General features: G+C 46.1%; 14 protein-coding genes and 3 tRNA genes. 8 read left to right on the top strand and 9 right to left on the bottom strand.

Annotated elements, in window-relative coordinates; genetic code table 11:
- Positions 1–260 precede the first annotated feature (260 nt).
- The 4 genes from EL341_RS13585 to EL341_RS13570 all read right to left on the bottom strand — a co-directional run bounded on the left by EL341_RS13585 (position 261) and on the right by EL341_RS13570 (position 1195).
- The gene (locus EL341_RS13585) at positions 261–602 is read right to left on the bottom strand and encodes a DHCW motif cupin fold protein (RefSeq protein WP_047781802.1); all 342 of its coding nucleotides are present in this window, start codon (positions 600–602) and stop codon (positions 261–263) included.
- Positions 603–824: 222 nt separating this feature from the next.
- Positions 825–901 (bottom strand) — tRNA-Met (locus tag EL341_RS13580).
- A 70-nt stretch (positions 902–971) separates the two neighbouring features.
- A tRNA-Met gene (locus EL341_RS13575) sits at positions 972–1048 on the bottom strand.
- A 70-nt stretch (positions 1049–1118) separates the two neighbouring features.
- Positions 1119–1195: transfer RNA gene (locus EL341_RS13570), tRNA-Met, on the bottom strand.
- 206 nt (positions 1196–1401) lie between these two features.
- Here EL341_RS13570 and mltA point away from each other — a divergent pair.
- Both mltA and tcdA read left to right on the top strand, forming a co-directional pair.
- On the top strand, positions 1402–2508 hold the full coding sequence (gene mltA, locus EL341_RS13565; protein WP_047782747.1) for a murein transglycosylase A: 1107 nt from the start codon (positions 1402–1404) through the stop codon (positions 2506–2508).
- A 109-nt stretch (positions 2509–2617) separates the two neighbouring features.
- Positions 2618–3424, top strand: coding sequence for a tRNA cyclic N6-threonylcarbamoyladenosine(37) synthase TcdA (tcdA, locus tag EL341_RS13560; protein WP_074821942.1), 807 nt, complete (start codon positions 2618–2620; stop codon positions 3422–3424).
- On the opposite strand, the gene csdE is transcribed toward tcdA, so the two are convergent.
- Together csdE and csdA are read right to left on the bottom strand one after the other, a co-directional pair.
- Positions 3425–3859 (bottom strand): cysteine desulfurase sulfur acceptor subunit CsdE, encoded by a 435-nt coding sequence (csdE, locus tag EL341_RS13555; protein WP_047781800.1) that lies wholly within the window; start codon positions 3857–3859, stop codon positions 3425–3427.
- A gap of 2 nt (positions 3860–3861) precedes the next feature.
- On the bottom strand, positions 3862–5064 hold the full coding sequence (gene csdA, locus EL341_RS13550) for a cysteine desulfurase CsdA (protein WP_047782746.1): 1203 nt from the start codon (positions 5062–5064) through the stop codon (positions 3862–3864).
- A gap of 209 nt (positions 5065–5273) precedes the next feature.
- Between csdA and EL341_RS13545 the strand changes: the two genes are divergently transcribed.
- The 4 genes from EL341_RS13545 to rlmM all read left to right on the top strand — a co-directional run bounded on the left by EL341_RS13545 (position 5274) and on the right by rlmM (position 8389).
- Positions 5274–5498 carry a YgdI/YgdR family lipoprotein gene (locus EL341_RS13545; RefSeq protein ID WP_047782745.1) on the top strand — a complete coding sequence of 75 codons (225 nt, stop codon included), beginning with the start codon at positions 5274–5276 and terminating at the stop codon, positions 5496–5498.
- Between the two features lie 385 nt (positions 5499–5883).
- Entirely contained in the window at positions 5884–6798 is a 915-nt protein-coding gene (locus tag EL341_RS13540) for a transcriptional regulator GcvA (protein ID WP_047781799.1), read from the top strand.
- Between the two features lie 98 nt (positions 6799–6896).
- The gene (locus tag EL341_RS13535) at positions 6897–7280 is read left to right on the top strand and encodes a DUF423 domain-containing protein (protein WP_047781798.1); all 384 of its coding nucleotides are present in this window, start codon (positions 6897–6899) and stop codon (positions 7278–7280) included.
- Positions 7281–7282: 2 nt separating this feature from the next.
- The gene (gene rlmM / locus EL341_RS13530; protein WP_047781797.1) at positions 7283–8389 is read left to right on the top strand and encodes a 23S rRNA (cytidine(2498)-2'-O)-methyltransferase RlmM; all 1107 of its coding nucleotides are present in this window, start codon (positions 7283–7285) and stop codon (positions 8387–8389) included.
- Positions 8390–8497: 108 nt separating this feature from the next.
- Here rlmM and xni read toward each other — a convergent pair whose 3' ends face one another.
- From xni to queF, 3 genes are all read right to left on the bottom strand, one after another.
- Complete coding sequence (xni, locus tag EL341_RS13525; RefSeq protein WP_126468020.1) at positions 8498–9274, bottom strand: flap endonuclease Xni; 777 nt, start codon at positions 9272–9274, stop codon at positions 8498–8500.
- A 62-nt stretch (positions 9275–9336) separates the two neighbouring features.
- Complete coding sequence (gene ppnN / locus EL341_RS13520; protein ID WP_047781795.1) at positions 9337–10704, bottom strand: nucleotide 5'-monophosphate nucleosidase PpnN; 1368 nt, start codon at positions 10702–10704, stop codon at positions 9337–9339.
- Positions 10705–10947: 243 nt separating this feature from the next.
- On the bottom strand, positions 10948–11805 hold the full coding sequence (queF, locus tag EL341_RS13515) for an NADPH-dependent 7-cyano-7-deazaguanine reductase QueF (RefSeq protein WP_114986985.1): 858 nt from the start codon (positions 11803–11805) through the stop codon (positions 10948–10950).
- A gap of 75 nt (positions 11806–11880) precedes the next feature.
- Between queF and syd the strand changes: the two genes are divergently transcribed.
- Together syd and EL341_RS13505 are read left to right on the top strand one after the other, a co-directional pair.
- Positions 11881–12432 carry a SecY-interacting protein gene (syd, locus tag EL341_RS13510; protein ID WP_126468018.1) on the top strand — a complete coding sequence of 184 codons (552 nt, stop codon included), beginning with the start codon at positions 11881–11883 and terminating at the stop codon, positions 12430–12432.
- Positions 12433–13322: 890 nt separating this feature from the next.
- Entirely contained in the window at positions 13323–13670 is a 348-nt protein-coding gene (locus EL341_RS13505; RefSeq protein WP_114986983.1) for a YqcC family protein, read from the top strand.
- The last annotated feature ends 368 nt before the right edge of the window (positions 13671–14038 follow it).

Genomic DNA, 14038 nt, shown 5'->3' with positions numbered 1-14038 from the left:
TGATCTCCTGAGACTGGTTCCGCATTATAAAGCAAATAAGCTGACATGTTGTTTAATCGCGGTATGTCTGAGCATCGATATGGGCAGTTTAAAGGGGAATGAGTAGTGAGTATTACCATGAGGGACACTGCTGGAGATATCATTAACTGAGAAACGATATTGATTTTTTATTCAGCGGTAGTGTTTAGGCCAGATAGGCAAAAGCTGATTCAACCATAGATTGCTGAATCAGCCTTTATCAGGATTGACAGGATTAAACGCTAATCAACAATAAACAGACGTGCGCCTGTCTCAGTATAGGATTGGTGCTCTTCTGCATTATCACCAACCTGATAGCTCATACCGGGTTTGAGGACAAATATACGGCCATCTTCCAGCGTGGTTTCCAACTCGCCCTCGATACAAAATAAGACATGGCCCTTTTTACACCAGTGATCGGCAAGATAACCCGCAGTATATTCAACCATCCGCACCCGGATAGGATTTTGCGGGTCGCCAAAAAATCGAGTTTGCCAGTAGGCCATGCCGGTTTCACCGCTATGTTCGGTTTTTTCTACATCTTGCCAGTCGGTGAGGCTAAAGGGAAAAGGTGTCATTTTCATAGAGTTACCTGAATAATCTTAATTTCAATGCGTTGTAATTAAGCATAGCAGGGATATTTTCCCTGACGGCAGTGGTCAGTATTGTTTTTCGGTATGGGTTTAGCAGTGTCGATTTTTTAGCATAGGCTGATTGAACAGGTTGTCAGTCAGTTGCTAAACGAAACAATACTTAGGAATTATGATTATCAGGAAACGGGTATTAGTGCAAGAAAGGAAGTTTTTTGGTTGCGGGGGCCAGATTTGAACTGACGACCTTCGGGTTATGAGCCCGACGAGCTACCGGGCTGCTCCACCCCGCGTCCGAAAAACTTATAGCTATTTGAATGACAGGGTGTTTTCTGCCTTAATACCGTAGCAAGGGGTATTAATTGGTTGCGGGGGCCAGATTTGAACTGACGACCTTCGGGTTATGAGCCCGACGAGCTACCGGGCTGCTCCACCCCGCGTCCGATAAGACTTACTGCTGTTCTACATGACAAATATTTTTGTCTTAATACCGTGGCACGGGTATTAAATTGGTTGCGGGGGCCAGATTTGAACTGACGACCTTCGGGTTATGAGCCCGACGAGCTACCGGGCTGCTCCACCCCGCGACTGTAGGAGGCGCATAATACTCTCTGTGGCACAGGTTGCAAGTGTTTTTTCTTTGAAGTAACAAAAAACTACGTTTATTGTTCACTGTTGTGTAACTTTTCGCCGTTTTAAAACGTAACTTTTTTTATCCGGCCTTTTCTTTATACTGGAGGCTTTGCTATTGTTTGGCAGCGATAAAACAGCGGTTAAAAAAGTGAGTGATGAAATGAAAGGACGTTGGGCTAAATTTTTACTCGGTGGTGTCATCATTGCGTTGCTTGCAGGGTGCGAATCTCGACCAACCGATCGTGGGCAACAGTATATAGACGGCAAATTAACCCATCCGTTTGAACTGGTTAATAATCCTAATGCAAAAAATAAACCGGTAAACGGTAAAGATTTTGCTCAGCAGGTTTATGAAATCAGTCAGGTTTCCCCCTCGCTGTATAATAAGCATCGTGAAACTTATCAGGCAATCTTCCAATGGATGGTCGCCGGTGCCAGCGGATCTCAGTTAGCTGAGTTCAATATTGACACTTATCAGATGGAAGGCGTTGATAATTACGGTAACGTGCAATTTACCGGTTATTACACCCCAGTGATTCATGCCAGACATACCAAGCAGGGCGAATTTAAATACCCGCTGTATGCGATGCCAAAGAAAACTAAAAAGATGCGTCGTCTACCTGACCGTGCTGGAATTTATGCCGGTGGGTTGGATGGCCTGAATCTGGAGTTGGCCTACAGTAATTCGTTGGTGGATAACTTTATGATGGAAGTCCAGGGTAGTGCTTACGTCGATTTTGGCGATGGTACTCCGCTGGTGTTTTTTGCCTATGCGGGTAAAAATGGCCGTGCCTATAACAGCGTCGGTAAAGTGCTGATCGATCGGAATGAAGTGCCGCGTGAAGAGATGTCGATGCAGGCAATTAAACGCTGGACGGAACAGCATAGCGAAGATGAAGTCAGAGAGTTGCTGGAACAAAACCCATCATTTGTGTTTTTTAAACCTAAGCATTCTGCACCGGTCAAAGGCGCGAGTGCGGTTCCACTCATTGCTAAGGCGTCAGTAGCATCAGATAAAACCTTGATCCCTGCGGGCACCACTATTTTAGCAGAAGTGCCGTTACTGGATAATCAGGGTAAATTTACTGGTAAATATGAAATGCGTCTGATGATTTCACTGGACGTTGGCGGTGCGATTAAAGGTCATCACTTTGATATTTATCAGGGAATCGGCGATGACGCTGGACATGCGGCAGGTTTTTATAATCACTATGGTCGGGTGTGGGTGCTAAGTACACCGCCGGACGCGCCAGTAGCCGCTAAATAATACGTTTGAATGGTTTGGTATCTAATGGTTAATCATGCAGTTTGATTGGTGATTAACCGGATACTGAGCCGATATATTGCTTTAATTTTTTACATCACCGAGGTTCCTTATGACTGCCGCCTATTCCGAGGCCTATTCACAGCGTTTCAGCGGCGTGGCCCGTCTTTATGGTCAGCAGGCGCTGAGCGTATTTGCTCAGGCGCACGTTTGCGTTATCGGTATTGGTGGCGTGGGGTCATGGGCGGCGGAAGCCTTAGCCAGAAGCGGTATTGGTCGAATCACTTTGATTGATATGGACGATGTCTGTGTGACCAATACCAATCGACAGATCCATGCGTTGCGTCAGACTGTCGGTCAGCCAAAATGTGAGGTGATGGCTCAACGTATTGCGCAAATTAATCCGGAATGTGAAGTCACCTGCATTGATGACTTTATTACTCCAGAAAATATAGCGGATTATATTAGTGATAAATTTGACTATGTGATTGATGCCATTGACAGCGTACGTCCGAAAGCGGCGCTGTTGTCCTACTGCCGCCGTTTTAAAATTCCAGTGGTCACAACGGGCGGTGCCGGTGGGCAAATCGATCCAACCCAGATTCAAGTCACCGATTTAGCGAAAACTATTCAGGATCCGCTGGCGGCCAAACTGCGCGAGCGTCTGAAAAATGATTTTGGCGTGGTTAAAAACGGCAAAGGTAAGTTGGGTATTGACTGTGTTTTTTCTACTGAGCAGTTGGTTTATCCTCAGGCCGATGGGAGCGTGTGCGCCGCCAAAAGCAGCGCCGATGGCCCAAAAAGAATGGACTGCGCCTCTGGGTTTGGTGCAATTACCATGGTGACGGCTTCGTTTGGTTTTATTGCCGTTTCCCATGCCTTGAAGAAAATGCTGGCTCGGGCGGCAAGAGCCGCCTGATTAGAGGCAGGATTCAGCAGTCTGGCGAATAGCGCTGACTAATGAATCCAATCCCTGGGAGCGGGATGTGCTTAACTGCTGGTGAATACCTAGCTGGTCAAATAACGCCATCAGTTCGATTTCTATTACCTGCTGTGGCGTTTTCCCTTCAATCTGCGTTAGCAGAATAGCCAGAATACCTTTAACGATTCTTCCTTCACTGTCGCCGTAAAAATGTAGAGTGCCATCCTCATTAAGCTGATGACCAAGCCAGACCCGGTTTTCACAACCTTTTAGTTCCAACTGCTGCTGTTTCAGTTCTTCAGGCAGTGGTGGCAGCTGTTTAGCCAGTTGAATGAGCTGACGGTAGCGATCTTCCCATTGAGATTTATCACTAAACAGTGCCAGCAATTGCTGCACAGTGATCTCTGTACCGAAAGGATGGGGGGCAAGCATAATCACTCCAGCAATGACAAGGCGTAGGTTAAAGATTCATACAGTCGATCGACATCGGCCAACTGGTTATAAGGCGCAAAAGAGGCGCGTAGCGTACCGCTGACGCCCATGGCATCCAGCAGCGGCTGCGTACAATGTTGACCAGAACGGATAGCGACCCCCTGTTCTGATAGCAGAGCAGCGATATCACTATGGTGATATCCATCGATATTAAAGGCTAACAGGCTGCTACCCGGTGCACGATAGCTGATAAAGCCGCGAATAGAGGATAACTGATCGTAAGCGGCTTGAGCCAGAGCACAGGCGTAACGTTCGGCTTCAACCATGTCTTGAGTTTTTAACCACGACAGGGCCGCGCCAAGCCCAATAACGCCAGCAATATTTGGTGTGCCAGCCTCAAAGCATTCTGGTACTGATTGTGGCTGAAATCCGCTGAAGCTGGCCTGCGTTAGCATTTTCCCGCCGCCTTGCCATGGCGTCATTTCTGCCAGTAGGGCGGCTTTGCCATATAGTGCACCAATGCCGGTAGGGCCATATAATTTATGGGCGGAGAACGCGTAGAAGTCGATATCCAGCTGTTGTACATCCGGGGGAGAGTGGACGGCACCTTGAGCACCGTCGACCACCACCACCGTGCCATTGCTATGCGCTAATTTGATAGCCAACTGGAGATCCGGGCAACCGCCGGTGACGTTCGACATATGGCCAATGGCCAGAATTCGCGTTTTTTTAGTTAATAGTGCAGGGAGCTGGTTAAGATCCGGCATAAAGAACTTGTTGATCGGTAATTTAACCACACGAGCGCCGGTTTGTTGGGCAACAATCAGCCAAGGGATCAGGTTTGAGTGATGTTCCGATTCTGCCACGATAATTTCATCGTCGGCCTGTAGGCGCGGACGAGCATAGCTCTGCGCCACCAGATTAATTGCCTCAGTGGTGCCTTTGGTCCAGACAATTTGCCGATGGCTGTCAGCGTTCAATAGCTCAGCAACCAACTGGCGAGCATTTTCAAACAGTTCGGTTGCCTGTTGAGCTGCGCTATGTGCGCTGCGGTGAACGGTTGCGCCGTTGTGGGCGTAATACTGTTCAGTCGCCTTGATCACGGCCAACGGTTTTAGGGCGGTTGCCGCACTATCAAGATAGCAGCCCGTCTGTTTTAGCGCGGGAAACTGTTGACGAAATAGATCGGGATTAAAGGATTTCATAAGCAATATTTTATCACGGATATCAGTAGTCGGTTGTGCTCGCTGCATATGACCGGAATTGTACTAGTCGCAAAGCCAAAGCACAGCATTAATTGCTACTTAATTTTATTTGCAGTTGGCGGCGTTTCAGAAGATAGTTAACCAAGGCAATGAAAGATTATTATCATTTTATTGAGAGTTGTAACCTGTTTAACCGTAAGGAAGAATTTATGAAACGTTTTGTTCTGGCATCCGCCGCACTGTTATTGACGCTAGGTTTGGCCGGTTGTTCAAGTCATTATGAAATGACGATGCAAAATGGGGCAAGGATTATCACGGTCGGTGAACCTTCTGCTGATGCGAACACCGGGATTGTGACCTATGAAACCCGTTTTAATGGGGAACAGCAGATTCCACAAAGCGAAGTAAAAGACTACGTTAAACAACCGTACTAGCCGTACTCATCTCACCAGAAACTTCCCCAAAATAATGATAAAAAAAAGCACCGCAATTTGCGGTGCTACTGTAATCACTATGGACAGACAGGGTAAATGTTCAGAAAAATAAATAATCATTAATCCAAAGGCTTAATGATGACACCCAACAAACGCCAGGCAAATTAGCAAACACAACATCACAACCACAAAGCCAAAATGCGCCCTTTATTCAAAAACACATTTTTCGTTCCGGCTTAGGAAGTGCGCTCACTATAGGTATTTGCTGGCTTATGTACAACGGACAATTTATAATGTATCGCATTAGAAAAACTAATGCATAGATAGCGATAATGCCCCACCGATTCGCTATGTCGTCCAGACGTCAGGAAGTATTATCAATCTTATGAAACGATTACCTCCACTGAATGCTCTGCGGGTGTTTGATTCCGCCGCTCGCCACCTTAGCTTTACTAAGGCTTCTGAAGAATTATTTGTGACGCAGGCCGCAGTTAGCCATCAAATTAAATCATTAGAAGATTTTCTCGGCCTTAAACTTTTTCGACGGCGTAATCGCTCTCTTTTATTGACGGAAGAGGGACAAAGTTACTATTTAGACATCAAGGAAATTTTTGCTTCCCTGAATGAAGCGACCCGCAAGCTACAGGCTCGTAGCGCCAAGGGCGCGTTAACCGTTAGTTTACCAACCAGTTTCGCTATTCAGTGGTTGGTGCCTAGGCTGTCTGGATTTCATGCTCGTCATCCGGGTATCGATGTGCGTATTCAGGCCATTGACCGCGATGAGTGGAAGATTTCCGATGATGTGGATGTGGCCATTTTTTATGGCAGAGGGAACTGGTCGGGACTTCGGGTTGAGCCGTTGTATGCGGAGTATATGATTCCGGTATGTTCCCCCTCCCTAATGATGGGGGCTCATCCACTCACCTCACCGGCAGCGCTGGGCCATCATACACTGTTGCACGATGCATCAAGGCGTGATTGGCAGGCCTATATTCGCCAACTGGGTGTGCAGCAGATTAACGTCCAGCAAGGGCCGATATTTAGTCATACGGCGATGGTGGTTCAGGCGGCGGTTCATGGTCAGGGGGTTGCGCTGGTGAATAACGTGTTGGCGCTGGCGGAGATTGAGTCCGGACGTCTGGTTTGTCCGTTTAACCACGCCCTTGCCAGTAAGAATGCCTTCTATTTAGTTTGCCATGAAAGTCAGGCAGAACTGGGGAAAATCGCGTCATTTCGTGAGTGGATTTTAGCGTTGGCGACCAGCGAGCAGGAAAGCGTTTATTTACGCTATGATGAATAGATCTCGGTGGAAGTAAAAACATTAGTGATATAAACGGCAATTTACCGGTAGAATTGCGGCAGATTGTAGAAAGACTGACAAAAAAGGCGTGAATAACAATGAAAAGTCGTTGGATTCTGGCGTTTGCTGCAATAAGCGGTTTTATTTTTGTTGCCCTTGGGGCATTTGGCGCCCATGGTTTGAGTAATATTCTGGATATGAAACAGATGGCGTGGCTGCGTACCGGGCTGGATTATCAGGGCTTACATACGTTGGCGCTTCTGGCGTTGGGTATTGCCGTTCAGTTTATGGATAATCCATGGTTTCGCCGTAGCGCGGCTTTTTTAGCAGTGGGTATGCTGTTATTTAGCGGTAGTCTGTATTGGCTGGCGCTGACCTCAATGACAATATGGCCGTATATTACCCCGCTGGGCGGATTTTGTTTTTTAATTGGCTGGGCTCTGCTGTTAGTTGGTGCATTGCAGCGGAATAAAAAGGTTTAAGAGTGAATAAAGTAGCGTTGTATTGTCGCCCGGGCTTTGAGAAAGAGTGCGCGGCAGAAATTGCAGAGAAGGCCGCCAAGTTGGAAGTCTACGGTTTTCCACGAGTGAAAGATAACAGCGGCTATGTGCTGTTTGAATGTTATCAGCACGAGGATGCCGATCGTTTGGTAAAAGAGCTTTCTTTCAATTCACTGATTTTTGCCCGCCAGATGTTGGTTGTGGGTGATTTACTGAAGGATTTACCTGTTGAAGATCGGGTTTCTCCGATTGTCGGTATGATTCAAGGTGCGGTGGAAAATGCCGGTGATTTACGGGTTGAAGTGCCGGATACCAATGAAGGCAAAGAGTTACTTAAATTCTGTCGTAAACTGACGGTTCCGCTTCGTCAAGCGATGCGCGAACGAGGCGTGTTGCTGGCTAAAGAGAACCTTCGCCGTCCAGTGATCCACGTTTTCTTTATTGCCAGTGGATGTTGCTATGTGGGCTATTCATACAGTAGCAATAATTCCCCTTTCTTTATGGGAATACCGCGTCTGAAGTTTCCGTCTGACGCACCCAGCCGTTCGACCCTCAAGCTGGAAGAAGCATTTCACGTGTTTATTCCTGCCGATGAGTGGGAGGAGCGTTTGGCCAGTGGCATGCGTGCGGTCGATCTTGGCGCCTGTCCGGGAGGATGGACCTATCAGTTGGTGCAGCGCAGTATGATGGTGGATGCCGTTGATAATGGGCCAATGGCGCAAAGTCTGATGGATACCGGGCAGGTAACGCACCATCGTGAAGATGGTTTTCGTTATGAGCCGAAAAATTCAACCAACTATTGGGTCGTCTGCGATATGGTAGAAAAACCATGGCGCGTGGCTAATCTGATGGCGGACTGGCTGATAAAGGGTTGGTGTCGGGAAGCGATTTTCAATCTGAAACTGCCGATGAAAAAGCGTTACGAAGAGGTTTGTCAGAATCTAAAAGCGATTGACGATAAGCTGAAAGAGAACGGAATTAATGCTCAGATTAATGCTAAGCAGCTTTATCACGATAGAGAAGAAGTGACGGTACACGTTCGCCGTATTTGGAGTGCAGTTCCAGGCCGTCGGGATGAACGCGACAGATAAGCTATAGGTATGGACTGGTAGAAATGAAAAACGGACGGCTTTCTTTATTCATAGGGCTGTCCGTTATCAGTTAATTTTTGAGCCTATGGCAATAGTGCCAACATCATATCAATGGCTGGTATCTTGTTCGGTATGGGAATAACGCAGTTGTTGCAGATTACCTGCTAATTGTACATCCTGCCTCAGAGTAGCAATATCACGACATAGATAAGCCATCTCCCGCTGTTCAATCAATTTGCTACGCCATTTTACCGGGACGTTTTCTATCTGGCGGTAAATTTCATCCAGTGAGCCGTATTGCGTTAACAAGCTGGTTGCCGCTTTTGGGCCAATACCGCTAATACCCGGCAGTTTACTGCTGCTAATACCTGCTAATCCCCAGAAGTCGGTGAGCTGTGCCGGTTTTACGCCAAATTCCTGTTCAATAAAAGGAACATCCAACCAGCGTTTTTGAAAATAATCGCGGATGCGCAAAGTTGGTGCTAATAACTGACAATAGCCTTTATCCGTTGAGACGATAGTGACTTGATAGCCAAGTTGGCTGACTCGATGTGCTAACGTTGCCGCTAAATCATCCGCTTCATCTCCAATGGATTGCCAACTGGTTACCCCGGCTTGTTCAAACGCCACTTTTAACTGAGGGAGTTCGAGTTCCAGCGACTCCGGCATTGGCGAACGACCCGCTTTATAGTCAGGGTAGCGCTGATGACGCCAACTGCTGCTGCGATTTTCATCATCAAAAACGGCAACAATATGAGTGGGCTGGCTGTGCTGAATAAGCTGGTCTAATGCACGCAGGCAGGCCGTTGCGCAAGGGGAGCCCTGTACCGCATGAATACGGCGTATCAGGTTTAGAGCATCAACGATCAATAGATGGATGGGCATAGGCGTTGTCTTATCCGTAAGCTGCCGGAGTGATGAACTCCGGCAGGGTTATCACAATGTCATCAAGAACAGATCTCATAACAAGGCGTATAGGCGGTACCCGGCAGTTTCATACGATGCTGAGCCACAAATCCTTGTAACAGGCTATCCATGTGTTTCATCATTTGTGGGTCGCCGTGAATCTTATAGCGGCCATGCTGTTCGATTGCCTGAATGCCGACGTCTTTAACGTTACCGGCAACGATGCCTGAGAATGCCCGACGTAATGCGGCCGCCAGTTTTTCTGGTGGTTGATTTGGGTGAAGATTCAGGTTGGCCATATTTTCGTGGGTTGGTTCAAAAGGATGCTGTAAGTCTGCTGCGATTTTCATTGACCAGTTAAAGCTATAGGCATCACCGGTTTCCTGACGGCTCTCTTTTACCTTAGACATACCGTGTTTCATTTGACGAGCCACCTCTTCAGGATCGTCAATCACGATGGTGTAGTGTTGGCGAGCCTGTTCGCCTAATGTGCTAAGAATAAAGGTATCCAGTACATGGAAATAGTCAGCACTCTCTTTTGGACCGGTCAGAATTAGCGGTAATTTCTGATCTTTGTTTTCAGGATTCATCAGAATCCCCAGCAGGTAGAGGAGTTCTTCTGCGGTACCGACCCCGCCTGGGAAAATGATAATACCGTGGGCGATGCGCACAAAGGCTTCCAGACGTTTTTCAATGTCAGGCATGATAATCAATTCATTGACCAGCGGATTTGGTGGTTCTGCGGCAATGATTGAGGGTTCGGTCAAACCAATAAAGCGGCTCTCTTTGTAAGCCTGTTGGGCATGCCCCACGGCGGCTCCTTTCATTGGAGCCTCCATGGCACCGGGACCACAGCCAGTACAAATATTGAGTTTACGTAATCCGAGTTGATTGCCGACTTTACGGGCATAGAGATACTCGGTTTCGTTAATCGAGTGACCACCCCAGCAAACGACCATGTTTGGTGCTTCGCCCACATGTAGGGCGCGGGCATTGCGTAAAATAGAGAACACCAGATTAGTCAGATGAACCGAGTCATCGGGATCCATTCGATGATCTCTAAATGCTTGTGTGAGCTGCCCATTAACGAACAGAATATCTCTCAGTACGGCAAATAAGTTGGCCTGAATTGAGTGGATTAATCGGCCGTCTACGAAAGCATCTTCCGGCGGATTGATTAATTCCAATTTTATGCCGCGTTCGCGACGTAATATATTAATATCAAAAGATTTATAGCGTTCAAGCAGCTCTTTGCTGTTATCGGTTTGGCTACCTGCATTTAATGCAGCCAGTGAACAGTTACGAAATAAGTGATAGAGATTACTGCTGGCTGTACTTTTAAGGGTATCCACCTCAAGTTGTGATAACAGGTCCATTGAACCAAGTGGTGGGCTAATATGTGTAATCAAACTAACTCCCTAATATTTAGGTTATTTAGCAACATGTCTTGTTGGTTGAAACAACATTATTGATGCTATGACTGTTTATCTTGGCTATGACTCATTGTAGCGATGGTTTCTACTCAAGTTGTACTACTTTACTAAGATGATGGAAACCATTCACAGTAAAATTATGTATTTTCTTAAACTTACCCTCAATAATGCGAGGTATCGCTAGTTTTTAGCCCAAATCATGTCAGAGACTCAGACCGTCTATTGTCTGGACAGACGTTGAGTTGTGGGTACGAATGTCGTATTGGTGCGGTACGGATTGATATCCAATCCTCCCCGTCGGGTATAGCGTGCATACACGGTTAAGGCGGTAGGGTGACAGTAGCGTTGAATATCGCTGAAAATGCGTTCCACACACTGTTCGTGAAATTCATTATGGTGGCGGAAAGAGACGATATAACGCAGCAGGGCTTCGCGATCAATTTTCGGCCCACGATAGTGGATTTGCACTGAGCCCCAGTCCGGTTGATGAGTGATCAGACAGTTAGACTTTAACAGATGACTCACCAATACTTCTTCCACTGGCGCTGTATTTTGTTCAGTAATCGCCTGTTCCAACAGCTTGTCGTCGAAATGGTAACTATCAATAGTGATGGGCTGATCGTCGATGCATTCACCGGCAAAATCAGTGATGGTTCCGATCTCGGGCTGGCTTAAGTGAAAGAGTTTTACGCTCACGTCTCCTTGAGCACACTGTGATAAATCACGGGCAAGGGTCTGTTGTACGGTTTGCCAGTCTGCAAAACATGTTTGGTTGAAACTGTTCAGGTACAGCTTGAAACTTTTCGATTCAATCAGGTTGCTGCTGCTGGCCGGAATAGCGACTTCACCAATGGCTACCTGCGGCAATCCACGTGAATTCAGCCATGAAAGTTCATACAGCGTCCAGATATCGGCACCATGAAACGGAAGATTATCCGCTTTAAGACCCAGTGGATCGCGGTTTAAACTGCGTGGAACCGGCTGCAACAGAGAGGCGTCATACCGATCAACATAGGCAGTTTCTTTGCCCAGAGTTAGGTTTGATAGCGCCTGATGATTGTCATAATGGGAAGTCATGCTATTACCCCGATGTGGTATCACGATATAATTGTTGAAAATTGGCTATAGTGTAACGCAATCTTTGAGAGAAATATGACATATCCAGTAATCTCCGCCCTAACTCAATTTACCTCTGCTTTTGTTGAAGGTTGGCAGCAACAAACCGGACATGAACCCGCCAGTGAACAGCTGTATGGCGTCGCTTCACCCTGCATCGTCAGGACTTTGGAAGAGTCGGTTCTTTGGCTCCCTCGGCCATTTAGTGCCCCTGCTTCTTTAGCAAACGTTGAGCGTGGGGTGAATCTCTCATTGAGAGAAGAGGGTGTTCACTATTTTACTGCACAGTATGCCGGAGATATGGCTGCGCGCTTTGGTGAACTCGATTTATCGTTGATACAGGTATGGAGTGAAGAGGATTTTGTCCGGCTACAGGAAAATTTGATCGGTCATCTGGTGACTCAACGTAGACTAAAGCTATCTCCAACCCTGTTTATTGCTACGACAGACTCAGAAATGGAGATGGTGTCTCTGTGTAATCTAACTGGGGAAGTCGTGCTGGAACATTTTGGTACCAGTAAACGTGAAACGTTGTCGGCATCGCTGGATCTATTCCTGCAAAAATTGGTTCCTCAAGTACATTTATAGCTTTTATCGGCAGTTGGTCATTCTATTTATTCGAGAAGGTTACGCAGAATGACAATAACCTTGTGAGACATATCCTACAAGCACTGTGAGACATCTCGTTTAGTTTTTTTATCCGGTATTTAATAAATTCATTATATATCATTTTGTTACTGTCTTTTAGGTCAGATAAAAAGGGGACTAATAGGATGTAAGTCTCGATTGTGTATTGTGAGACACGCGAAATTAAGCGATTCTATGTCCAACGAAAGGGAGCTCAGGAAGAGCGACGTATCAGGAAGGTACGGGCAAGGATAAAGCAAAAGGATTAGCTTAGGAAGAGCTTAGGATGTTCATCAGGAAGATGACGGGAATAGTTTAGGATTGAACTAACGGACAACTTCAGGATGAAGATTTTACCTATCAGGATGGTAGGGCGTCAGGAAGACAACAAGGATTGAAACCATCAGGAAGATGGTAGGACAGTTTAAGGATAAAACTAGCGGACACCTCCAGGATGGAGAACGAATACCTACCGGAGTGTAGGGGGTCAGGAAGACTAACAGGGACAGGCATCAGGATGATGCAGGATGACTCGTCAGGAAGAAAGTAGGACGCTGCTAAGGATAGTGTGGTTAGGATAACCAACATGGATAAAGTTTTCAGGGATTGAGCAGGGAAGCAACAAGAGTAGCTGGATTGCTATAAAACGGACTGGGCCCACTGTATATGCAGTGGGCCTTTTTCTTTGTGGCGAATCCTGTTATTAGCCAATGTCTTGATATACCCATTCTCTACGGTTTTTCGCCGTGGGACATTTTTCCTGTTTTTACGCCAATTAATCAAAATGGTATGATGGGCGACTTTTCCCGATAGCTACCGCATGGCTTGTGCGCCTAATTAAACGAGAGAGCATGAACTTAGAGAATCAGGTATGGATGTTGCTGACGAAAGTAGAGCAATTGATGCATCAACAGGATTTATGGAGTTTGACTCCCCCTGAACTTAGCGCCTTCGACAGCCAGGAACCATTTAGTATTGACACCATGTCGCCGGAAGAGTGGTTACAGTGGGTGTTTGTTCCTCGTATGAGAGCGGTGATTGAGGCGCATCAACCGTTACCTGCACGTATTGCGATCGCACCCTATTTTGAGGAAGCGTTTAATCCGCGTCCGGAAGATCATCAGGAACTGATCGATACCCTTAAGAGCATTGATGCTCTGCTGAATAAAGAATTCAGCCCTTCGAGAAGAAGAGAATAATGTAGAGGAGGTCATTTATTATCAGGTCTGACATGATGCGATAGTTGTAAGGTGTTTTTATCTGATAAAACATGACCTATTATCGTGCTTATTTTTATCCTATTAATTACGGGCAGTAGGAACACTACTTGTAATATTATTATGAATCATAAAGCAACAATATTCTTAATAATGAGTAGACATCTTTATCGTTAATTAATTTTAATATTAAATTAAATATTTATTTTATTCTGCAATTACCAATAACTATTTATACTGACATTATTTAAATGTCAGTAATTAATGGCGTGATTATATTTATGATGGGGTGGATAATTCATTAAAATGTTTTTTTATTTGTTTTTTTGAGTGCTCGTTACGTGATTTGC

It is taken from the genome of Pragia fontium, assembly GCF_900638655.1.
Lineage (GTDB): Bacteria > Pseudomonadota > Gammaproteobacteria > Enterobacterales > Enterobacteriaceae > Pragia > Pragia fontium.
The sequence above is the reverse complement of the archived record's forward strand: the minus strand, read 5'-3'. Positions and strand labels throughout refer to the sequence as shown.